This is a genomic window from Pseudoalteromonas sp. SWN166, from assembly GCF_015864485.1.
Lineage (GTDB): Bacteria > Pseudomonadota > Gammaproteobacteria > Enterobacterales > Alteromonadaceae > Pseudoalteromonas.
On the sequence record NZ_JADYXB010000001.1, the window covers coordinates 15,542 to 35,857 of the forward strand.

Here is a 20,316-nt window from a genome sequence, read left to right on the forward strand (position 1 = left end):
TACACAGTGATAAATACGATGCAAATTGGTTTATTTTTTGGTTCTACTACGTGCTACACCGAAATGGCAGCAGAAAAGATTCGCGACATTATTGGTGCCGATATAGTTACCCTGCACAATATTAAAGACGAGCCACTAAAAAATGCAGAGCAGTATGACTTTATCATCTTTGGTATTTCAACATGGGATTTTGGTGAAATACAAGAAGACTGGGAGTCAAAGTGGGACGACATAGCCGACGTAAACCTAAATGGTAAAACCATTGCTTTATTTGGCATGGGCGACCAGCAAGGTTACGGGCAGTGGTTTCAAGATGCGCTAGGCATGCTACACGACGAAATAAATACGCAAACATTTACTCAACTTGGTTTTTGGCCAAACGACAGTAGTTACGAGTTTGAAGCTTCAAAAGCATTAACGCCTGATGGTAAACAGTTTGTAGGACTCGCGCTCGACGAAGACAGTCAATACGAGCTAAGCGACGACCGCATTGCAACATGGGTTGAACAGGTAATGACTGAATACGGCGAAACGCTTTAGTTATTCTCGTTAGTAAATACCGATATTTAAAAATTAAAAAGCCCGTAACTAACCTAGTTACGGGCTTTTTAATTAGTAATAAAAGTAAATTTACTGAAACGTCATCACGTTTGTTGTTTGCGGGTAGTACCCATCGGCCATAACAATGTACGGCAGTAAATTACTTAACCATTTTTGCTGTACGCTTTGGCTGTAATTTAAGTAAAGCTTACCTTCGTGAATATAAAATGCTTCTGGGTCTATACCTACAGCATTGCCTTCATCAGCCATTGCATAAGCACACCAACCACCGTATTGCGGTGCATAACGCTTTGGGTTTTCTGCAAATGTCGTTTTGTTTTCTTCACTCGAAAAGTGCCAGTCGGCACCTAAATAACTAAGCGTGTATTTATCGCTGCCTTTAACTGCTTTATTTTGCGTAAAATAAGCAACGCTGTCGTACCCTTTAATAGCCGTGTTATTAAACCAACCCGTATTTACAGCATCATCCTTTGCATTTGCCCCACCGCTTATTAACAGTGTGCTTAGCATTATTAAAGCAACTACGTACTTAATCATATTTTACCCTTTATTACTTACTCAAAATTGAATGCCAATTAAATATAGCTGGCTTAGTGAGTAAGAAAGGCAAAGCGCAAAAATGATTTCAGTTAACGGTTAATTATTTAACGCCAAACAATTTAACGCATAGCCATTAAATAAATAGTAAAACTTACTCCACTCTTACCCAGTATTGGTTGCGGTAAAAAAAGCTAATATAACCGCGTACTTCGAGCTTTTTACCTTCCTCTTGTGGGGTTAGTTGCAAAGTGTAGGTTTTACCATTTGTTGGGTCGAGTATTTCACCGTCTCCCCAGATACCATCATTCTGTGCTTTTACATCTTTAATAATAGTCATGCCTAAAATAGGCTGATCTTTTAACTCATCATCGCATTTACTGCATATATCGTTTTGTTTTGTTGGATCAATGATTTTGTCAACGGTACCGCTTAATACACCATCAGTTTGGGTAATACGTACATACGACTTAGCTTGGTTTGTATCCTCATCAATAGTTTTCCAAAGCCCAACTGGCGAAATGGCAGCAAACGCGCTTTGGCTTGCAAAAATGGTGGCTGCTAACGTGCTAAGTAATGCTGTTTTATTTAATTTTTTCATTGTGTTGCCTTTAAATTAAGGGGCTAATGGCTAAATCATATCAGGTGATTTATAAACACACTATTAAAGCTCATCTCAAATTAGGAATAACCCAATAGAGTTCACTCAACTTTATTGCTTCACATTTTCAAATAAAATGCTTTGCACAGGGCTATATAATCAGCTGTGTAGGTATTATCTAAGTTTCTAATACACAGGATTGATGATTCTATATCGCTTTTTACGTAGCTAAATGTCATTAAACTGCGGCTAATATCTTTATTGGGCGTGGCTTTCACTTGGCAATGAGCATTTAAATAAAGCCTATTTTGAGTAGCAAGCTCAATAAATAGCGCGCCTTCAACGCTTGGGAGTATTAAGCTAAAGCGAGAACCACGATGGCTTAAACGTTTAAACGCATTTATTAATTCTTCAAAACTTAAGCCGTCTGTATGGCGTGCGGTATTACGTGCAACATTATCGCCTTTTAAACTGTGATTAAAATACGGCGGATTAGAGATAACCACATCAAACTTAACGTCACTACTAAAGCTTTGAATAGTTTGATGCTTAATATTTATAGTTGGCCACGGGCTATTAGCTACATTTTGTAATGCTTGGGTATAGGCGCTTTCGTCAATTTCTACCGCAGTTATATTAAGCTCATTACTGCGCTGCTTACACATTAGTGCTAATAAGCCGGTGCCAGTGCCTATATCAAATAACGACTTTGCACTGCTTAAATTAGCCCATGCGCCAAGCAAAATGCCATCGGTAGAAACTTTCATTGCACAGTGGTCGTGTTCAACTTTAAATTGTTTAAATACAAAACCAGACATTTTTTCACCTTTTCATTCACCAAGCGCAGCATAGCGCGTATAATCAGGGTAATTGTCCCTTATTTTAGACACTCTATGCAATTTTCTGAATTTGATCTTGATAACAAGCTACTCGATGCCATTAATAAAATGGGCTACGAGACGCCAACCAGCATTCAACAACAAGCTATTCCTGAAGCACTACAGGGGCGCGATATTTTAGCATCTGCGCCTACTGGTACAGGTAAAACAGCGGCATTTTTAATTCCGGCTATTCAGTACTTACTGGATTTCCCACGTCGTGATCCTGGTTTTGCGCGCGTACTCGTTATGACCCCGACTCGTGAACTCGCTTATCAAATTCATGAACAATGTGAACTGCTAGCTAAACGCACACACCTAAAAATTGGTGTAGTAACAGGCGGTATTAACTACGGCACGCATAAAGAAATTTTTGAAAAAAATAACGATATTTTAATCGCTACACCAGGTCGATTAATGGAATATCTTGAAACCGAAAACTTTCATGCTGAACACGTAGAAATGCTTATTATTGATGAAGCAGATCGCATGTTAGACATGGGTTTCAAAAAAGAAATGAGCCGTATTTGTGACGAAGCTAAAAATCGTCGCCAATGTTTTTTATTCTCAGCAACACTTGAAGGTGACAGCGTAGAAAGGTTTGCTGAAAAAACATTAAACGACCCTGCACTGCTTGAAGCTGAATCATCACGTAAAGAAAAAGCTAAAATTCACCAATGGGTACATTTAGCCGACGACTACCATCATAAACTTGAGTTGTTAGTTAATACGCTAAAAAATCCTGAAGTAACTAAAGCGATTGTGTTTGTTAAAACTCGTGAGCGCTTAGAAACATTAATTGGTGAACTTACCACTAATGATGTAAAAGCAGCGTGGCTACGCGGCGAAATGCCACAAGACAAACGTATGAAAGCCATGGAAAACTTCCACAGTGGCAAAACAAGCATATTAGTTGCTACCGACGTAGCTGCACGTGGTATTGACGTATCTGACATCAGCCACGTTATTAACTTTGATATGCCGCGCACTGCCGACGTATACGTACACCGTATTGGCCGTACTGGCCGTGCTGGTAAAAAAGGGATAGCAATATCGCTAGTTGAAGCACACGACATTGGTATTTTATATAAAGTAGAGCGCTACGTTGAGCAAAAATTAAAACGCCGTGTAATTAGAGGTGTTGAGCCACAGCATAAAGAAGCTAAACCACCTGCTAAAAAGCGTAAAGATCCAGTAAAAATGAAAGCCAAGAAAAAGGCCAAGGTTAAAAAGAAAAAGTAACCTAAAACATTTTTATACTAAGCCGGCTTTTGCCGGCTTTTTAATGCAAGCCTTGCAAGCTCTGCTGTTTGTACCATTATACCAATCCGCAATAATACTTAATCAATTTTAAGGATTAAATCTGACGCTAACTGCGTTAAAAAATTCTAATATAGAACAACTAAATAACGAAATTTTTGCCTTGTTATCGACACGATTTTCTTACCTCAAAATAAATCACTTAATTAAGCGAATTGGTATTACATATGTAACCCAAGCATGTAACTCATACTCATTTAAATGTAATTATTGCCCACCTGAATTCTCACTTAATAAAATATCCTTATATTTCAGTGCATTAATTATGGCATCGAAATTGTAATAACAAAGGTAACTAGCCCGATATAATTTCCATATTGTGGCTGCACTATTCACCGTAATGTAAGGATTAAGTTATGAACCGCTTCAAGTTAACTATCGCTTTAGTATCATTTTGTTGTTTATTTTTATTAGCTTGCGCTACAAAAGTAAGTGCAGCAACTAACATGGCCGTAGTAAGCAGTGTAGCCACTCAACCTAACCTACAACAAGCTATCACCAACACCCTACGAACTAATCCTAACCTAGTGTTAAGTGATATTCGTGTGCAGGTAAAAAATGGTGAAGTAGATTTATACGGTGAAGCACAAACTGGTTTTCAGCGCGCACTAGCTCAAAAGTTTTTAGAAAATATGGATGGCGTAAAAATCATTCGTAATAAAATTAGCGTTATTTAATACGCACCACATAAACTTATTTGTATAACTAATTCATAAGCGCGGCTTGTTACTCCAACACAATCTGCGCTTTTTTATATTTATTTTTTGTAGTTATTTCAATTTATCTAGTTGTTGAATAACATCACTTAATTTAAAACTACTTTTTTGTGAATTAAAACTTTCAACAAAAACTTCTTTAAAACTGCTTACCGTAGAATCTTCATTTAGCTCAAAAGGAAAACCCTTAAGTTCCTTTGTTTTTGGGTTAAACTTATAAACAAAATTGTCACCACTTAAACCCGCTGAAAAAACGTAATGATGATTATCAACCCATCCTGCCGCGCCATGAAATAGAGCAATATTTATTTTATCGTTTTGAGTATGTACGCCGACTTTAACTACATTATTTTTATTGAATGCGGCTTTTGTTATCTCTTTACTGGGGATAAACCAAAACCCTTTTGTATTACCCACAAACACAGCTAAATATTCATTATCAGGTGACCAAGTGATAACGTTACTTTCATAACTTTTTCTAGGGCATAAAACATCATCTGAGCTACAAAACTCTCGTAACTTCTCTTTTTCAATATATGCCGCTTTATTTGGTAAGATTAATGTAGAGGTAAGGTTTTTGTTTTTATCGAGAAAAAGTATTTCAGCGGTATTGTTATCTATATTTAATTTATAACTCACATCATATTTAGCATTATATTCGTTACCTACTGAAATAAAGCTAATAACTAGGCTTGAAAATAAAATTATTTTTGTAAACCATTTAATCTTTAACTTCATTTGTTTGTAATCCTAATATCTAAAAAAATACACCTTGTATAACCAATAATTGCATAATAAATAGATAAAAGGGAAACTTACCTTATAAAAAATACGTTACAAAATCTGCTGAAGAAAATAATTAATGAATAAAGAAAAGTGACTTGAACTAATTAAACAGCGCATTTTTACTCTGTAAAAATGCGATGTTGGTAAGTAACTATTTCCCAATGCTTTTGCCTAATGAGTTTTAACTAAATTACTCACTTTGGTTTGAATCAGCATCATCACCTCTGCCTTTATTTGATGATTGCTGTCTTATTTTATCGCTGATCATGGCATCGAGTTTTTCGCCGCCTTTAATACCAAAATCTAAAGTGCGAATTGGGAATGGAATGCTAATGTCAGCCTCATCGAGTGCCTGCTTAACGGCAACAACACCTTTGTGGCGTACCGTCATAAAGTCAGGCTCACCTGGGTATTTAATCCAAAACCACACCAGTAAATTAATGCTGCTGTCGCCAAAACCTTCGGCGTATACCGCGGTTTCGTCTTTGCGTATTACAAAGTCGAATTCATTAATTTTTTCGACTATAACGTCTTTTGCTTTTTCTATATCATCGCCATACGAAATACCAACAGGTACTTCTATGCGCCTAACGCCTAAAGTGGTGTAATTTTTTAGTACATTTCTAAATAATACTTTGTTTGGTACTAGTATTAACTGCCCGTAAAAGCTCTCTATTAGCGTGTTTCGCAGGTTTATAGAATGTATTGAACCAAACACGTCATCGGTTTCTATTACGTCACCTGTTTTGAATGGTTTGCGTACACCCATGGCAATACCGGCTATTAAGTTTTCGGTCATATCTTGAAACGCAAAACCAATTGCTAAGCCCACAATACCCGCACCAGCAAGTAGTGAGGTAACTGTGCCTTTTAAGCCAACAAAATCGAGCGCTATAAATAAACCGATACACAAAACAATAACTTTAAATATTGAAGCCATTAAATCGGCAATTTGTTTTGAATCGAGGGATCTGCGTAATACGTTTTTCATCAGCTTGCCAGCAAAGCGCGCCAATATTGAAAACACAATTGCGATCAGTATCGCAACTATAAAATTAGGGATATGGCTTATTACAACATCAAACCACCCTCCGAGCTTTTCTTCTATTAGTTTTTCGGCTTCGCCTACTGACGGAATGCTGATCATTTTATTTGCACCTATTTAATTAGTGTTCTCATTAATATTAGATGAGATTGCAAATATAACGCCAACATCAAAAAAGCCATGCGATGCACGGCTTTCAAATTTTTATTTAAGCTTATAAACCTAATTTTGTTCGTCACGCATAAATACGGGCTCAAGCTCTTTTGCTGTTGCCTCAGGGCTAAAATAATAACCCGCCACAGTAAACTCTTTAAGCTGACTTAATTGCGTTACTTTATTTTCGATAATGTAGCGAGCCATCATGCCGCGTGCTTTTTTAGCGTAAAAGCTAATTACTTTGTATTGACCGTTTTTACAGTCTTTAAAGTGTGGGGTAATAATTTGTGCATTTAATGCTTTTTTATCTACCGCTTTAAAGTATTCGTTTGAAGCAAGGTTAACTAGGTATTGTGCGTCTTGCGCTTTTAACACGTCGTTTAGTTTATTCGCTATTACGCTGCCCCAAAACTCGTATAAGTTTTTGCCACGTGGGTTTTCAAGCTTGGTGCCCATTTCAAGGCGGTAAGCTTGCATTAAATCAAGTGGTTTTAGTAAGCCATATAAACCCGAAAGGATACGTAAGTGGTTTTGTGCGTAATCAAGCTCACTCGCTTTAAGGGTACCTGCATCTAAACCGCCGTATACATCGCCATTAAAGGCAAGTACGGCTTGTTTAGCATTGCTTTTTGTAAACGGCTGCGCCCACTCGCTAAAGCGTGCTGCGTTAAGCCCTGAGAGCTTATCGCTAATTTTCATTAAACTGCCAATTTGCGCTGGTGTTAGTTCACGGCATACTTTCATGAGCTCTTCGCTGTGCTCTAGTAATTCAGGCTGAGTGAACTTGTCTGTTGCGGGTGGCGTTTCGTAATCAAGATTTTTTGCAGGTGAAATAACAGTGATCATAGTTAGCTATTGACTTGTAATTTATTTAGTGTCAATTTCAACATTAAATGAAACGAAAAGCACGTTTTGTTTAAATAAATCCTCTCTTAATAACCCATGCATTGCCGTTTTTTTATTGATCAGGACATAAGACCTATCAAGCATTGTCACACTGTTGCAGTATGGATTGTATATATTAAGAGTGTTTAGATTATTCTTTTAACTTGCTTGGAATGAGGAAAGCAAATGACTTCAGCTCTACAAAGGCTAAAACAACATTCATCTATCGTGGCCGACACTGGCGATATTGAAGCGATCAAAAAGCATCAACCAGAAGATGCAACAACAAACCCGTCGCTTTTATTAAAAGCGAGCGAGATTGAAGCTTATAAGCCTTATCTAAATAAAGCTTGGAGCTATGCAAAAGAAACCGAGCAAGAGCCTGCTAAACAACTTGAACTAGCATGTGATTACTTTGCCGTATTACTAGGTAAAGAAATTAGCGCTATTGTACCTGGTTATATTTCTACTGAAGTAGATGCACGCCTTTCGTTTAATACGCAAGCTACAATTGATAAAGCACATACTCTACTTAGCCTTTACGAAAAAGAAGGCGTAAGCAAAGACAAAATTTTAATTAAAGTTGCGTCTACATGGGAAGGTATTAAAGCCGCTGAGCAGCTAGAAAAAGAAGGCACTAAATGTAACCTTACTTTATTATTTAGCGATGCCCAAGCCCGCGCGTGTGCCGATGCAAATGTATTTTTAATTTCGCCATTTGTTGGTCGTATTTTAGATTGGCACGTTGCTAACGGCATGGAAAAACCAACCGATCCGCTACAAGATCCAGGTGTTCAGTCTGTACGCAGCATTTTTGAATTTTACAAACGTCATGACTACAAAACAGTTGTGATGGGTGCAAGTTTCCGTAATACAGGCGAAATTATTGCACTTACTGGTTGTGACAAGCTAACTATTAGCCCTAATCTTTTAGAAGATTTAGGTAACTTAGAAGGCGCACAAGAATACTTGCTAGAAAGCGATGTTCCACAAGAGCCAAAACCAGAGCCTTTAACAGAAGCACAGTTCCGTTGGTTACATAACCAAGATGCTATGGCTACTGAAAAACTAGCTGAAGGTATTCGCTCTTTTGCTGATGCACAAGAACAACTGGAAGCACGTTTTAAAGCAATGTAATTTGCTTTAAACGTACTTTAAAAAGCGTCGCTATTGCGGCGTTTTTTTATGCATAAAATACGCTATTCCTTAATATAAATATTGATATCACTTCATACAATCTTCGTATAAACCTTCATCAACTCATCACATTCCAGTAACATTACTGTCACTTTTTTATTCTATTTTAGCTAGGCCTGTGGTATAGGTATTCTTGAGGTCAATAAAATCAATAGGAGAAGTACATGGATAGCCTAAACGATATATTAGAGATATTAGAAGGACCAGATACAACAAGGAAAACCTCTCAGAAAAATAAAAAAAGAAAGTGGCGGGAAATAGAAGCAATAAAAGACAAACACCGCTTACGTAAAGAATTACAGGAATATGATTTTTTTACAGACAGTATTGCGATTGATGAGCTAAATTTTTAATTCAATACGTCCCAACTAAACAAAAAGGCTTTCATTATATGAAAGCCTTTTTTAATGCGCTGAAATTAGCTGTATGAGATAAATTTATTATTCAGAGCCCAGGTTGTTTACACCTGCCAGTTAATCGGCTTTTCACCTTGGGCTTGTAACAACTCATTCGTTTTTGAAAAATGCTGACAACCAAAAAAGCCTCTATGCGCCGAAAGCGGCGATGGGTGCGGCCCTTTTAAAACATGATGGCGAGCGCTATCTATGCCTTTACCTTTTTTTTGTGCATGTGCACCCCATAAAATAAATACCACACCTTCGCAGTGTTTATTAATATGCGCTATTACATTATCGGTAAATTGCTCCCACCCTAAATGCTTATGAGAATGCGCTTGCCCTTGCTCAACGGTCAGTACGGTATTAAGTAAAAACACGCCTTGATCTGCCCAGTTTTGCAGGTACCCATGTTCAGGAACAGCAAAACCGCTGATATCGGTAGCTAACTCTTTGTACATATTTTTAAGCGACGGCGGCAGCTTTTTAACTTCAGGCAATACCGAAAAACACAAACCATGTGCTTGGCCTTCACCGTGGTATGGGTCTTGCCCTAAAATTACAACGCGAATGTTATTAAGCGCTGTGGCTTCAAAAGCGCTAAACACTTGAGGTTCAGGCGGATAAACAGCAACGCCTTCATTGCGGCGATTAGCCACATACTCTAACGTTTGTTGCATGTAAGGTTGCTGTAATTCACTTTTTAAAAATGTGGCCCAATCGCTCATTGTGTACTCTTAATCTGTTTACGTGATGCGTCTATTTTATCACACATATCCGTAAGTCCATCTAGCATACGCGGGGTAAAACGATGTAATAAATCGGCATTTACGCTAATAAATTGATCATTTTTAACAGCGGGCACTTCTGGCCACTTTTGCCAATTAACAATCGGTTGTGGTGTTTTTGATTTTTCATCAGGGATAATAATAACTTGTGGCTTAGTAACAATGACATTTTCGATACTAATTTGCGGATAATCTGTAACGCTATCGGCAAATACATTACTTACATGGCATGTTTCAATCAGTTGGCTTATCCACGTATTTTTACCTACTGTCATCATCGGTTCTGACCATAATTGATAAAACGCAGTTACTATTTTTTTGCCCTGCTGCTGTTTTTTAATATTTTGGAGCTTAGTAATAAATGCACTTGCTACTTGCTGGCTTTGCTCAATATTTCCTGTAAATTCACCAAAAGTAAGTAACTCGTCGGCTACACCAGCGATTGTGGTGGGATTACTCAAATACACTTTTATGCCTAAACGTTCTATTTGGGCTAAATCTTCGCTTTGATTTCCGCTTTTCCACGCAATAACTAAGTCGGGTTTAAGCGCCAATACTTTTTCAAGCGAAACCCCATAATAACCCCCTATTCGCTCAATATTTTTAGCCACAGCAGGGTAGTCGGCATAATCAACTGTGCCCACAATGTTATCGCCCGCCCCTATGGCAAATAGGTTTTCGACTATATGTGGTGCAAGCGCAATTATTCGCAGCTTTTTAGAATCCTCAGCCTGCTCTGCAAGTGCACCGCCCGATACACTTAAAAACAGTAGCCCAATAAAAAACGCTTTAAACATTAGTAATCAAACCCTTCAAGCGCTTTTATGCCTGAATCGAATGCATGTTTTACATTACGCACTTCACTTACGGTGTCGGCAAGTTCGGTTAAAGTGCGGTGCGCTGCACGCCCTGTAATAATAACCGACTGCATTGGCGGGCGGTTATTAAGCGCTGTTACTACTTCATCTAAATCAACGTAACCGTAAGTCACCATGTACGTAAGCTCATCAAGTAATACTAAATCAATACTGCTATCAGCAAGCATACGTTTTGACTCTTGCCATGTGGCTTGCGCGGCGGCGGTATCGGCTTCTTTGTTTTGTGTATCCCAAGTAAAACCGGTGTTCATTACTACAAACTCAACGCCTGCACCTTGTAATAAATTACGCTCACCACACTCCCAAGTGCCTTTAATATATTGGCACACAGCGGCTTTTTTACCATGCCCTACGCAGCGAGCTACAACGCCAAAACCCGAGGTTGATTTACCTTTACCATTACCGGTAATTACCTGAAAAATACCTTTTATATCTTGCGCGGCAGCAACGCGCGCATCTACTTGCTCTTTTACTTTTTGCTGGCGCTGCTGGTGCTTATCGTTGTTTTGTTCAGTCATTATTGTGCCCTTCATAAATCGAGATAATTTGCTGTATATTTAAATGCGTTTCGCACATGGTTGCTAAGCGCTCTAACTGCTGCTCGCGGTGAGCGGCAATACTAATAGGGTTAATGGTAGCGCTTGGCTTTACCCATTTTAAAATTTGCGATGTCGCATCGGCTTCATCAAATAAACCATGTAAATAGGTGCCTGCAATAGCATTATCGTCACTAATAAAACCATCAAACGTAAAACCATTCGGGTGGTTTTCGTCAAAGGTTAAAAATGGCTTATTAAGCGCTGCACCTTGGCTAATACCTGCATGTATTTCGTAACCACTACAGAGTGTTTGTTGGTTATTTAAAAGTAGTGTAGCGGTTATTTTGGTTAATACTTTTTGTGCTGTCAGCGTGGTTTCAAAATCGCATAGAGCAAGCCCATTTACTTGCTTTAATGATGATTCAATACCCTCGGGATCGTTGAGCGTATTGCCCAACATTTGCATACCGCCACAAATGCCAAGTACTTTTCCACCATAGCGTAAGTGGCGCTTAATTTGAGTGTCCCAGCCTTCATTTTTCAAAAAATTTAAATCGCCCAGCACATTTTTACTGCCTGGGATAATTATTAGATCAACGTCGGGGATCGTTTGCGTATGGCGCACATAATTTATATTAATGTTTGGGTGCAAACGCAGTGCATCAAAATCGGTATGGTTACTAATATGTGGTACAAGCAACACTGCAATATTAATTGTGGCATTGGTTACGTTATTATCAATTGCAACGGCGTCCTCTGCATCAAGCGCTAGGTCGTGCAAATAAGGTAATACGCCAAGTACGGGTTTATTTGTGTATTCTTCAAGCCAATCAAGTCCGCCTTGCAATAAACTTATATCGCCTCTAAAGCGGTTTATAACAAAGCCTTTTACGCGCGCTTGTTCTGACTCGCTTAACAACGCAAGCGTGCCTACCAAGTGTGCAAATACGCCGCCTTTGTCTATATCGGCAATTATAATGACAGGGCAATCTACCTCTTCGGCGTAACCCATGTTAGCAATATCGTTTTCGCGTAGGTTTATTTCAGCGGGGCTACCTGCCCCTTCAACAAGGAGTAAATCAAAGCGTTTAGCTAAGCGGTTATGTGAGGTAATTACTGCATCCATCGCCACTTTTTTATAGTCGTGATATTTTCCCGCTTCCATATTACTAATGGCTTTTCCATGAATAATAACTTGTGCGCCCGTGTCGCTATTAGGTTTAAGCAATATGGGATTAAAGTCTATTTCGGGCTCTACTTTAGCCGCTATTGCTTGCAAAGCTTGTGCACGACCAATTTCGCCGCCGTCTTTTGTTACAGCGCTATTAAGTGCCATATTTTGTGGTTTAAAAGGTGCCACTTTTACCCCACGCTTAGCAAACACTCTGCAAAGGGCGGCAACTAAGGTGCTTTTACCAGCATCTGATGTAGTGCCTTGCACCATTAATGTTTTCATAGCGTTATACCTTTCGCTTTCTAAAAAACAATAAACTTAAAAAGAACACGCTACCAATAGCAGCAGTAATAACGCCTACGGGCAGCTCTTGGTTTTTTAGCAAGGAGCGCGAAAGTACATCAACCCACACCATAAATGTACCGCCCACTAAGCTGGTTACTAGCAATCCCGCGATGGTGCCTTGGGATATAAAAAAGCGCACAATATGCGGCACCATTAAACCTACAAACCCAATACCACCACACATAGCCACCAGCACAGCGGTAATTAATGAGCTCAAAACCAGCATAAGTATTCTAAAGCGCTGCACCCTAACACCTAATGTAATTGCGCTTTCATCGCCAAGTAACATCGCATTGAGTTGCCTTCTAAAGCTCAGCATTACAAACGTACACAATGTGATTACCAATAAAGGCAACCAAAGCGTAGCCCACTGTGCACGAGCAAAGCTGCCCAGTGTCCAAAATAAAATAGCAGCTACCGCCTGAGGATCGCTCCAATAAAGTAACAAACTAGTAAAAGCACTAAATAAAAATGACAGCGCAACACCTGCTAATAACATTGATTCTACCTGTCCACTTTGCTGCCTGCCTGCTATGAGTATTAATAAGCTCATAGCGAGTAAGCTGCCCAGCAGTGCTGCTGCCGATAGCATAAAGCCTGCGCTAATGCCTGCTAGCGCCATAAGTAACACCACCCCAAAAGAGGCACCCGACGATATACCAAATAAGTAAGGATCGGCTAAAGGGTTACGCGTTACTGTTTGTAAAATAAGCCCCGCAATGGCTAAACCAGAGCCCGCTAAAAAGGCAAGTAACGTGCGTGGCATTCTTAGCTCGTAAATAATTCGCGTATTAAAAGACGCATCATTTGAGAGTAAAAAACTATTTAATACGTCTTGAAGTGAGGTCTCTGCTGCGCCAAAACTAAGTGCAGCAAATAAGCTAAATAAAGCAGCTGCAATACTTATACATAGTGCAAGTGAGTGACGAGTATTAACTGCGCTCATATTATTCATAACCATAAAAGTAAGTAATGTGAGGAATGCTACTTCCCGATTTAGATAACTGCGGGTGGCTATTTACTTGGGCGCAGACACCAAAAACATCACCTAGCATCTTTTCAGTTAATACCTCAGTTGGCGTGCCTGTATGCGTAATTTCGCCGTTTTTAATAACGACTAGTTCATCGCACATTGCAGCGGCTAGGTTTAAGTCATGAAACGATGCAAACACAGTAACACCCAACGATTTAGCCAGCTCCATAACTTGTATTTGGTATTTAACATCTAAATGGCTGGTTGGTTCGTCCATAATTAATAGTTGAGGTTGCTGGACTATCGCACGAGCTATCAAGGCACGTTGCTTTTCACCGCCTGAGAGCGATTCGAAACTTTGATTACTGTGTTGTTCAAGCCCTACAGTATTTATTGCTTGGATGATTTTTTGTTTATCAATATTGGTTATTGAGCTAAATAGCGATTTATGAGGCGTTAGCCCAAGTGCAATAACATCAAATACGCTTAAGTTAAATTGCGAAGGTGTTTCTTGAAGTACCACAGCGACTTGCTTTGCATAATCTTCACTTTTAAGTTGCCAAATATCATGGTTATTAAAAGTAATCTGCCCTGATATTGGCCGGTTAAAACGATATAAGCAACGCAGCAAACTCGACTTACCCGCCCCATTTGGGCCAATTAAACCCACAAATTTACCTGGCGATATTTGCAAATTAATATTATTTAAAATGCTTTTATTGGCAATCCCCCACGAAACATTTTTAACCTTAAGTAAAGGCGTGTTTAGCGCTGATTTATTGTGCAACAGTGAGTCCTTGGTAGGCGTGTACTCACTAACAATACAACTAACAATAACTAGTGCATTAATAAAAATGAGTAAACCCGCTCGTTAAAAAATTATACCAATCTACTTAGATATAGAACTTATTAAGCGATAAATTTAATTCGTTAAATTGTTCAAATATTTATGCTGATTTGTATTGCTCATTTGTATCTGACTTAAAGCGTTGTACTAATTACAGTTACGGGAATAGTTGAGGATTTGCACCTCATTCCAAATGAGGGTCTATTATGGGCGGGTAAATAATTTAAAGCAAAAAAAACCGCGCTCAAAGGAGCGCGGTTAAAAAGGGAGTGCTCTAACTAATTAGACTAGTCGTTAAAACTTGTATTCCATACCTAAGCCTACGTAATCTTGGTCAACGTTGTTGTCCATGTCGAAGCTTGAGTAAAAGCCAAATACTTTAATGTTTTTATTTAATTTGTGATCAATACCAACTGAAATTGCTGACTTATCATCACTGTCGTCAAAGTCCATATCTTGGTATTGCACTTTAAATGTGTTGTTACCCATGCTGTACGCTGCATTTAATAAGTAACCGTCTGCTTCTGCGCTGCCGTCTACCTTTTCTTGTGTTTGGTACATTGCACCTAACTTAAAGTTTTCAACTTTACCTTGGATTGAAGCACGTACTACATCGTAGCCATTTACTTCGCTATCGGCTGCAATAGAGGCGTATACCGCGCTCTTTTTAAGTGCAACGTCGCCGTAAGTAACCGCCATTGAGTAACCGTTATCAGCGTCTACATCGTCTTCAGCTACAAAAGTAGCAAGTACTTTAAAGCCTTCGTATGAGTTTGATGAGTAGCTAACAGTGTTTCCTAAACGGTTTTCACCTTTAAATACATTTTTAATATCGCCTTCAAGGTCGTTAAATAAATCTAACTTACCTTGAGATTGCTTAAGCGCAGTATCGTTACGACCAATTACAACTTGGCCAAATGCACCTTTTAAACCAACATATTGGTTACGCGCAGAAATATTATCGTCGTTATCGCCTTTTGAATCAGCATCAGACACATCAACTTGAAATTCGAACTTATAAACGGCTTCTAAACTCTCATTTATTTTTTCAGAACCTTTAACACCAAGACGAGATGCATTACTTTTAATCTCAGTAAAAGACCCTTCGCCATCGTCAGACGATTGCACTGTTACATTCGCTTTACCGTAAATATCTACGTCGGCAAGTGCATTAAAAGATAAGCCACTTAATAGTGCTAAGCATAAGCTCGATTTTACAAATTTCATGTTATTTCCTTGGATAATCACAAAAGACTAATTTTTAAAACAGCTGCATTTTGTCATTGATAAATGACAGTAATATTACAACCGAAACATTTTTGTCTTTTTAAATTAATAAAAATGCATTAAATGTGAAATCTAAATAACATGAAAATTTAATAAACGGCCGTACTTACTTATCTTGCTTTAATGACAAGCTTGGCGTCATTTGCGAAAGTAAATTAACTAAGGTTTCTATTAGCTCTTTTTGCTCGTTGTCTCTGTGATACGCAATAAATACGTCTCGCGAGGTATTTTCTACCCCTTTAACATGAAACAGCTCACCTTTTTCTAAATGCCCTTCTACCAAAACTTGCGGTATAAATGCACTACCGCCACATTGCAGTATTAAATCAAGCGCAATACGTCCTGTGCTGGTTCTAAAGTAAGGAGGCGTTTTACCGGTAAATTGGCGCGCATGCCAAAGTGAAAAAGTGGTTCCCCAATCAACATACACATATTGATTATCAAAAAAGTTTTCGTTGGTAGCCGTGTCGTATCCGCTTACTGGAATAATGGGTAACTCACAAATACGCTCTACTACGAGTTCATCTACTTTTGGTGGATCAAATAATATAGCCAAATCGAGAGTGCGCTCTAATAAAAGCCGTGTGCTTTCTTGCTGTGCTTTAACTTCTGCAACCAACGACACGCCCGGCATTGCCGATACAATATTTGTTATACCAAACTGTAAAAAAGCATCCCAAATATTAGGCGTTCCTGCTAAGCTAATTTGCTTATGCATATTATCGGCAAGTGCAACATCTACTTTGGCGCGCTGCATACCTGTAATAATCATTTGAGCGTGAGGTAATAAACGCTCCCCCGGTGCGGTAAGTTGAATATTATTGCGCTGGCGAATAAACAAATTAACCCCAAGCCCTTGCTCTAATTGGCGAATTCTAAAGCTCACTGCAGACTGCGTAATATAAAGGTTTTCGGCCGCTTTACCAAAGTGACGCGTACGCACTACTTCAACAAATGTTTTTAATAAATCGATATCCAATTTTTTATCCTCACGATAAAAATAATTTGTTTAATAAATTGCCAAACTTGCATCATACTCCAGCTAATTAATAGGGTATGAGGATAAAGCTATGAGCAATAACATTTCATTACTACGCCAAGCATTTGTTAGCCAACGTCAATTTTATGATGATCAGAATTTTCCACGTGGTTTTGGCCGCAGCGGAAACTTCACCTTATTAGAAGCCAGTATATTAGAACAACACGGTGTTGTTTTAAGAGGCTTATATAGCAAAACAATTGAGCCGCAAAACGAACATCAAGAACAGTTTGTAGCAGTAGTCACTGGCTCACAAGAACCGACTAACCCAATTGAACGTGCTTGGGTAAAATATTTAAAGCTAACGACCTGCAAAAGTAAGTTTCATACCTTGTTTGGCCGCTCAAAAATGTCAGGACCAGCACCAATTAGCCAAGAGTATTATTCAGAAGCTGATAACCTGTAAGTACTTAAGTTATTTGCTTTTTTGCGTTTTAACAGTTACAACTTATATAAGCAAATCATTTTGCAAAATATAAACAAGGTGTTACGTGACGCGAAAAATACTAATAGTTGAAGATACACCTGCAATGGCGCGAGTGCAAAAGCATATCGCGCTTAAAGCAGGGTATGCAGTTGATATAGCAGAGTCATTAGCACAAACAAAAGAACTAATAAGTAAAAACAGTTACTTTTGCGCTGTAGTCGATTTTATTTTACCAGATGCCCCGTCTGGCGAGGCAGTACCTTGCACTGTAAATGCTGACATTCCAACGATTGTAATGACAGGTAATATTGATAAAAAAACTCGCGATACAGTAGAAAAATATCCAATCATCGATTACATCATTAAAGAAAACAAACAAGCTTACCAATATTTAGAAAAGCAATTACTGAGACTAACTCGCAACGAAAATGTAAAAGTACTCGTTGTTGACGATCTAGCCTCTACACGAAGTTATATATGTAATTTACTTGCACGCCATAAATATCAAATATTACAAGCAGAAGATGGAAAAGAAGCACTTGCGATGCTTGAAGCTGCTCCTGACATCTCGGTTATTATCACTGATAATGAAATGCCAAATATGAACGGTGATGAATTGTGTACCGAAATTCGCCGTTTATATAATAACGATGAAAAAGTGATTATAGGTATTTCAGCCGCAGACTCGTCTGATTTATCAACTTTGTTTTTAAAAAATGGCGCAAATGATTATCTGCATAAACCTTTCAATAATGAAGAATTTTATTGCCGTCTAAGTCAAAACGTCGATATGTTAGAACTTATGGCCACCATAAAACGACAGGCTAATACTGATTACCTTACTAATTTACCAAACCGCCGTTACTTTTTCGAAGAAGCTGAAAAGTCATTAAAGAAAATTAAACGTACTAAAGGTTGTGCTGCTTTAGCCATGCTTGATATTGATCATTTTAAAGCGATTAACGACACATACGGACACGATGTAGGCGACGAAGTATTAAAAGGACTATCAATCTGTTTTAGTAAGTATTTTGAAAAACATTTAGTTGCACGTTTAGGCGGAGAAGAATTTGCGGTTTATTTTGCAGATGCTGATAAGCAAGAATCCTTAAAAAGGCTTGAAGGCTTTAGGTATTTTATAGAAATGAATAGCCAAGAGTTTAGTAAAGAAAAAATCAAGTTTACTATATCTATTGGTTTTGCAGATGGGCCTGTTTATCAAATTGATGAATTATTAAAACAGGCCGATTTGAAGCTTTACGACGCTAAAGAATCTGGTCGTAATAAAGTAGTTAGTTGACCATTCTATTAGTTAATCATACTTCTGCGGCTGTAATAGCCGCTTTTTTACGTTTGCGTGATTGATGATAAGAGTCCCAACTAAAAATAGCCAGTGCACTCCAAATACATGCAAACGTAACTAATCTCTCAGCGTCAAATACTTCCCCGTAAAACACCACTGCCAATATAAACATTAGGCTTGGCCCAATGTACTGAAAAAAGCCCAGTGTAGTGTACTGCAAGCGTTTGGCGGCTCCGGTAAAACACAACAACGGTAGTGTAGTGACAATGCCTGCACTTATAAGTAGTGCATTAGTATGCCAATCGTTAGCTGGCAGGCTTGATGTTGGTGTAGGCACCATTAACCACCAATAAATTAGTGCCACAGGCAGCAATATAAGTGCTTCTAGCAAAATACCCGGTAAGGCTTCAACCGGTAACTTTTTACGTAATAAACCATAAAGTGCAAACGATATAGCCAGTGAAAATGCCACTACCGGAAACGAGCCAAAACTAATTAGCTGCAGTACAACACCACTAAAGGCAAGTGCTACTGCTACGCCTTGAAACTTACGTAAGCGTTCGCCTAAAAAGAGCATACCCAGCAATACATTTAAAAGAGGGTTTATGTAGTATCCCAAACTTGCATCAAGTATGTGGTTATTATTTATAGCCCATATAAATAAACCCCAGTTAAAGCCAAGCAGTGCAGAGGTAATAACAAGCATAAGCAAAAGCTTAGGCTGAACAATGATGCGTTTAACTTTATCCCAATACTTTAAAACACTTACTACTAGTACTAAAAATACAACCGACCAAACAACCCGATGCATTAAAATCTCAAAGGCAGTAACATGCTGAATTAACTTAAAATATATTGGCGCAAGGCCCCACATTAAAAAAGCAAGACAAGCAAAAATAGCACCTTTACGCTGCTCGGTATCAATCGACATAATAAACACTTAATGATTTAAAAGGCCGACAGTTTACTTGCCGTAGGTGTTTTATCCAACTAAATACGTGCCAGTCCCAAAAGCAATTTGAACAGACTGTTCGTTATGTAATTCCATTCTGCACACGCAGACTTTATTACCTGAGCGAATAAGTGTGGCGCTCGCTATAAAGCTCTCTCCTTTTCCTGGGCGCAAATAATCGGTTCGTAAATCAATAGTGCCAAGGGTTGCTAGCTTTTGCTGTACACTCTTAATGTCTATATCGGTTAATTTATCAATTACACTCGCTGCCGCGAGCATGCCTCCTACGTTGTCGAGAACGGCTGAAATAATGCCACCGTGTAATATTTTTTGCGCAGGGTTTCCTATAAATACATCTTGCCAAGGAAAACTTATTTTTGCTTGCTCTGGAGTAAGTGACTCAACCGAGATATTTAAAAACTGATTAAAGGGCATACCATTTACAAACAATGCGCCGACTTGTTCAATTAACATTTCTTTATTCATTATTATTCTCTATGTATAAACTGGTACGATGAGTAAAGCATAACTTGAGCCAAACTACGAGACTCTCGTTAAGTATTTACAACAGGCCTGATATTAAAAAGCTATCTCAACACTAGCAGAGTTAAATTTACTTACAATAGGGGTAAGGTTAAGTAACTCAGCTAAAGACATCTCACTAAAAAACCACTAAAATACCCGCCA

The 20,316-nt window shown here is 38.5% G+C and carries 23 protein-coding genes and 1 riboswitch; of the genes, 7 read left to right on the forward strand and 16 right to left on the reverse strand.

All coding sequences use genetic code 11. From position 1 onward, the window contains the following. Positions 1 to 18: 18 nt before the first annotated feature. The gene (fldB, locus tag I6F49_RS00085; RefSeq protein ID WP_007583764.1) at positions 19 to 540 is read left to right on the forward strand and encodes a flavodoxin FldB; all 522 of its coding nucleotides are present in this window, start codon (positions 19 to 21) and stop codon (positions 538 to 540) included. A gap of 90 nt (positions 541 to 630) precedes the next feature. Here the strand turns inward: fldB and I6F49_RS00090 are convergent, their stop codons facing one another. From I6F49_RS00090 to I6F49_RS00100, 3 genes are all read right to left on the reverse strand, one after another. Then, positions 631 to 1,098, reverse strand: a complete 468-nt coding sequence (locus tag I6F49_RS00090) for a YHS domain-containing (seleno)protein (protein ID WP_197177930.1) — start codon at positions 1,096 to 1,098, stop codon at positions 631 to 633. Between the two features lie 154 nt (positions 1,099 to 1,252). Next, positions 1,253 to 1,699 (reverse strand): DUF2147 domain-containing protein, encoded by a 447-nt coding sequence (locus tag I6F49_RS00095; protein ID WP_197177931.1) that lies wholly within the window; start codon positions 1,697 to 1,699, stop codon positions 1,253 to 1,255. A gap of 119 nt (positions 1,700 to 1,818) precedes the next feature. Further along, a complete protein-coding gene (locus tag I6F49_RS00100) occupies positions 1,819 to 2,517 on the reverse strand; it encodes a tRNA1(Val) (adenine(37)-N6)-methyltransferase (protein ID WP_197177932.1) in 699 nt (232 codons plus the stop codon). A 75-nt stretch (positions 2,518 to 2,592) separates the two neighbouring features. On the opposite strand from I6F49_RS00100, the gene srmB reads away from it, so the two are divergent. Both srmB and I6F49_RS00110 read left to right on the forward strand, forming a co-directional pair. Then, on the forward strand, positions 2,593 to 3,819 hold the full coding sequence (srmB, locus tag I6F49_RS00105; protein WP_165727217.1) for an ATP-dependent RNA helicase SrmB: 1,227 nt from the start codon (positions 2,593 to 2,595) through the stop codon (positions 3,817 to 3,819). 434 nt (positions 3,820 to 4,253) lie between these two features. After that, positions 4,254 to 4,574, forward strand: a complete 321-nt coding sequence (locus I6F49_RS00110; protein ID WP_165727216.1) for a BON domain-containing protein — start codon at positions 4,254 to 4,256, stop codon at positions 4,572 to 4,574. Between the two features lie 93 nt (positions 4,575 to 4,667). On the opposite strand, the gene I6F49_RS00115 is transcribed toward I6F49_RS00110, so the two are convergent. The 3 genes from I6F49_RS00115 to yaaA form a co-directional block, all read right to left on the reverse strand. Continuing rightward, a complete protein-coding gene (locus tag I6F49_RS00115; RefSeq protein WP_024592854.1) occupies positions 4,668 to 5,351 on the reverse strand; it encodes a hypothetical protein in 684 nt (227 codons plus the stop codon). A gap of 238 nt (positions 5,352 to 5,589) precedes the next feature. Then, positions 5,590 to 6,546 carry a mechanosensitive ion channel family protein gene (locus I6F49_RS00120; RefSeq protein ID WP_197177933.1) on the reverse strand — a complete coding sequence of 319 codons (957 nt, stop codon included), beginning with the start codon at positions 6,544 to 6,546 and terminating at the stop codon, positions 5,590 to 5,592. 120 nt (positions 6,547 to 6,666) lie between these two features. Then, positions 6,667 to 7,446 carry a peroxide stress protein YaaA gene (gene yaaA, locus I6F49_RS00125; RefSeq protein ID WP_197177934.1) on the reverse strand — a complete coding sequence of 260 codons (780 nt, stop codon included), beginning with the start codon at positions 7,444 to 7,446 and terminating at the stop codon, positions 6,667 to 6,669. A 225-nt stretch (positions 7,447 to 7,671) separates the two neighbouring features. On the opposite strand from yaaA, the gene tal reads away from it, so the two are divergent. Then, on the forward strand, positions 7,672 to 8,622 hold the full coding sequence (gene tal, locus I6F49_RS00130) for a transaldolase (RefSeq protein WP_007583747.1): 951 nt from the start codon (positions 7,672 to 7,674) through the stop codon (positions 8,620 to 8,622). Between the two features lie 224 nt (positions 8,623 to 8,846). Continuing rightward, positions 8,847 to 9,035 (forward strand): DUF3545 family protein, encoded by a 189-nt coding sequence (locus I6F49_RS00135; protein ID WP_166421303.1) that lies wholly within the window; start codon positions 8,847 to 8,849, stop codon positions 9,033 to 9,035. A 107-nt stretch (positions 9,036 to 9,142) separates the two neighbouring features. Here I6F49_RS00135 and ung read toward each other — a convergent pair whose 3' ends face one another. The 8 genes from ung to I6F49_RS00175 form a co-directional block, all read right to left on the reverse strand. Next, on the reverse strand, positions 9,143 to 9,805 hold the full coding sequence (gene ung / locus I6F49_RS00140) for a uracil-DNA glycosylase (RefSeq protein WP_197177935.1): 663 nt from the start codon (positions 9,803 to 9,805) through the stop codon (positions 9,143 to 9,145). Beyond that, the gene (locus tag I6F49_RS00145; RefSeq protein WP_197177936.1) at positions 9,802 to 10,662 is read right to left on the reverse strand and encodes a cobalamin-binding protein; all 861 of its coding nucleotides are present in this window, start codon (positions 10,660 to 10,662) and stop codon (positions 9,802 to 9,804) included. The genes ung and I6F49_RS00145 overlap by 4 nt, the downstream gene beginning before the upstream one ends. Continuing rightward, complete coding sequence (gene cobO / locus I6F49_RS00150) at positions 10,662 to 11,261, reverse strand: cob(I)yrinic acid a,c-diamide adenosyltransferase (RefSeq protein ID WP_197177937.1); 600 nt, start codon at positions 11,259 to 11,261, stop codon at positions 10,662 to 10,664. The genes I6F49_RS00145 and cobO overlap by 1 nt, the downstream gene beginning before the upstream one ends. Then, positions 11,254 to 12,738 (reverse strand): cobyric acid synthase, encoded by a 1,485-nt coding sequence (locus I6F49_RS00155; RefSeq protein ID WP_197177938.1) that lies wholly within the window; start codon positions 12,736 to 12,738, stop codon positions 11,254 to 11,256. Before I6F49_RS00155 ends, cobO begins: the two co-directional genes overlap by 8 nt. A 4-nt stretch (positions 12,739 to 12,742) precedes the next feature. After that, entirely contained in the window at positions 12,743 to 13,747 is a 1,005-nt protein-coding gene (locus I6F49_RS00160; RefSeq protein ID WP_197177939.1) for a FecCD family ABC transporter permease, read from the reverse strand. A gap of 1 nt (position 13,748) precedes the next feature. Then, complete coding sequence (locus tag I6F49_RS00165; protein WP_197177940.1) at positions 13,749 to 14,561, reverse strand: ABC transporter ATP-binding protein; 813 nt, start codon at positions 14,559 to 14,561, stop codon at positions 13,749 to 13,751. A 185-nt stretch (positions 14,562 to 14,746) separates the two neighbouring features. Beyond that, positions 14,747 to 14,812, reverse strand: a riboswitch (cobalamin riboswitch). A gap of 103 nt (positions 14,813 to 14,915) precedes the next feature. Continuing rightward, on the reverse strand, positions 14,916 to 15,848 hold the full coding sequence (locus I6F49_RS00170) for a porin (RefSeq protein WP_197177941.1): 933 nt from the start codon (positions 15,846 to 15,848) through the stop codon (positions 14,916 to 14,918). Positions 15,849 to 16,014: 166 nt separating this feature from the next. After that, entirely contained in the window at positions 16,015 to 16,887 is an 873-nt protein-coding gene (locus I6F49_RS00175; RefSeq protein ID WP_007583736.1) for a LysR family transcriptional regulator, read from the reverse strand. Positions 16,888 to 16,978: 91 nt separating this feature from the next. Here I6F49_RS00175 and I6F49_RS00180 point away from each other — a divergent pair, with 91 nt between their 5' ends. Further along, positions 16,979 to 17,353: a DUF413 domain-containing protein gene (locus I6F49_RS00180; protein ID WP_166421308.1), complete on the forward strand. Its 375-nt coding sequence runs from the start codon at positions 16,979 to 16,981 to the stop codon at positions 17,351 to 17,353. A gap of 85 nt (positions 17,354 to 17,438) precedes the next feature. Then, entirely contained in the window at positions 17,439 to 18,674 is a 1,236-nt protein-coding gene (locus tag I6F49_RS00185) for a GGDEF domain-containing response regulator (RefSeq protein WP_197177942.1), read from the forward strand. Between the two features lie 16 nt (positions 18,675 to 18,690). Here I6F49_RS00185 and rarD read toward each other — a convergent pair whose 3' ends face one another. Next, positions 18,691 to 19,608, reverse strand: coding sequence for an EamA family transporter RarD (rarD, locus tag I6F49_RS00190; protein ID WP_166421310.1), 918 nt, complete (start codon positions 19,606 to 19,608; stop codon positions 18,691 to 18,693). Positions 19,609 to 19,659: 51 nt separating this feature from the next. After that, complete coding sequence (locus I6F49_RS00195; protein ID WP_197177943.1) at positions 19,660 to 20,115, reverse strand: thioesterase family protein; 456 nt, start codon at positions 20,113 to 20,115, stop codon at positions 19,660 to 19,662. Positions 20,116 to 20,316: the final 201 nt, after the last annotated feature.

Coding starts and splice junctions, on each gene's coding strand:
- fldB (WP_007583764.1), top strand. CDS start 19: ATGCAAATTGGTTTATTTTTTGGTTCTACTACGTGCTACACCGAAATG.
- I6F49_RS00090 (WP_197177930.1), bottom strand. CDS start 1,098: ATGATTAAGTACGTAGTTGCTTTAATAATGCTAAGCACACTGTTAATA.
- I6F49_RS00095 (WP_197177931.1), bottom strand. CDS start 1,699: ATGAAAAAATTAAATAAAACAGCATTACTTAGCACGTTAGCAGCCACC.
- I6F49_RS00100 (WP_197177932.1), bottom strand. CDS start 2,517: ATGTCTGGTTTTGTATTTAAACAATTTAAAGTTGAACACGACCACTGT.
- srmB (WP_165727217.1), top strand. CDS start 2,593: ATGCAATTTTCTGAATTTGATCTTGATAACAAGCTACTCGATGCCATT.
- I6F49_RS00110 (WP_165727216.1), top strand. CDS start 4,254: ATGAACCGCTTCAAGTTAACTATCGCTTTAGTATCATTTTGTTGTTTA.
- I6F49_RS00115 (WP_024592854.1), bottom strand. CDS start 5,351: ATGAAGTTAAAGATTAAATGGTTTACAAAAATAATTTTATTTTCAAGC.
- I6F49_RS00120 (WP_197177933.1), bottom strand. CDS start 6,546: ATGATCAGCATTCCGTCAGTAGGCGAAGCCGAAAAACTAATAGAAGAA.
- yaaA (WP_197177934.1), bottom strand. CDS start 7,446: ATGATCACTGTTATTTCACCTGCAAAAAATCTTGATTACGAAACGCCA.
- tal (WP_007583747.1), top strand. CDS start 7,672: ATGACTTCAGCTCTACAAAGGCTAAAACAACATTCATCTATCGTGGCC.
- I6F49_RS00135 (WP_166421303.1), top strand. CDS start 8,847: ATGGATAGCCTAAACGATATATTAGAGATATTAGAAGGACCAGATACA.
- ung (WP_197177935.1), bottom strand. CDS start 9,805: ATGAGCGATTGGGCCACATTTTTAAAAAGTGAATTACAGCAACCTTAC.
- I6F49_RS00145 (WP_197177936.1), bottom strand. CDS start 10,662: ATGTTTAAAGCGTTTTTTATTGGGCTACTGTTTTTAAGTGTATCGGGC.
- cobO (WP_197177937.1), bottom strand. CDS start 11,261: ATGACTGAACAAAACAACGATAAGCACCAGCAGCGCCAGCAAAAAGTA.
- I6F49_RS00155 (WP_197177938.1), bottom strand. CDS start 12,738: ATGAAAACATTAATGGTGCAAGGCACTACATCAGATGCTGGTAAAAGC.
- I6F49_RS00160 (WP_197177939.1), bottom strand. CDS start 13,747: ATGAGCGCAGTTAATACTCGTCACTCACTTGCACTATGTATAAGTATT.
- I6F49_RS00170 (WP_197177941.1), bottom strand. CDS start 15,848: ATGAAATTTGTAAAATCGAGCTTATGCTTAGCACTATTAAGTGGCTTA.
- I6F49_RS00180 (WP_166421308.1), top strand. CDS start 16,979: ATGAGCAATAACATTTCATTACTACGCCAAGCATTTGTTAGCCAACGT.
- rarD (WP_166421310.1), bottom strand. CDS start 19,608: ATGTCGATTGATACCGAGCAGCGTAAAGGTGCTATTTTTGCTTGTCTT.
- I6F49_RS00195 (WP_197177943.1), bottom strand. CDS start 20,115: ATGAATAAAGAAATGTTAATTGAACAAGTCGGCGCATTGTTTGTAAAT.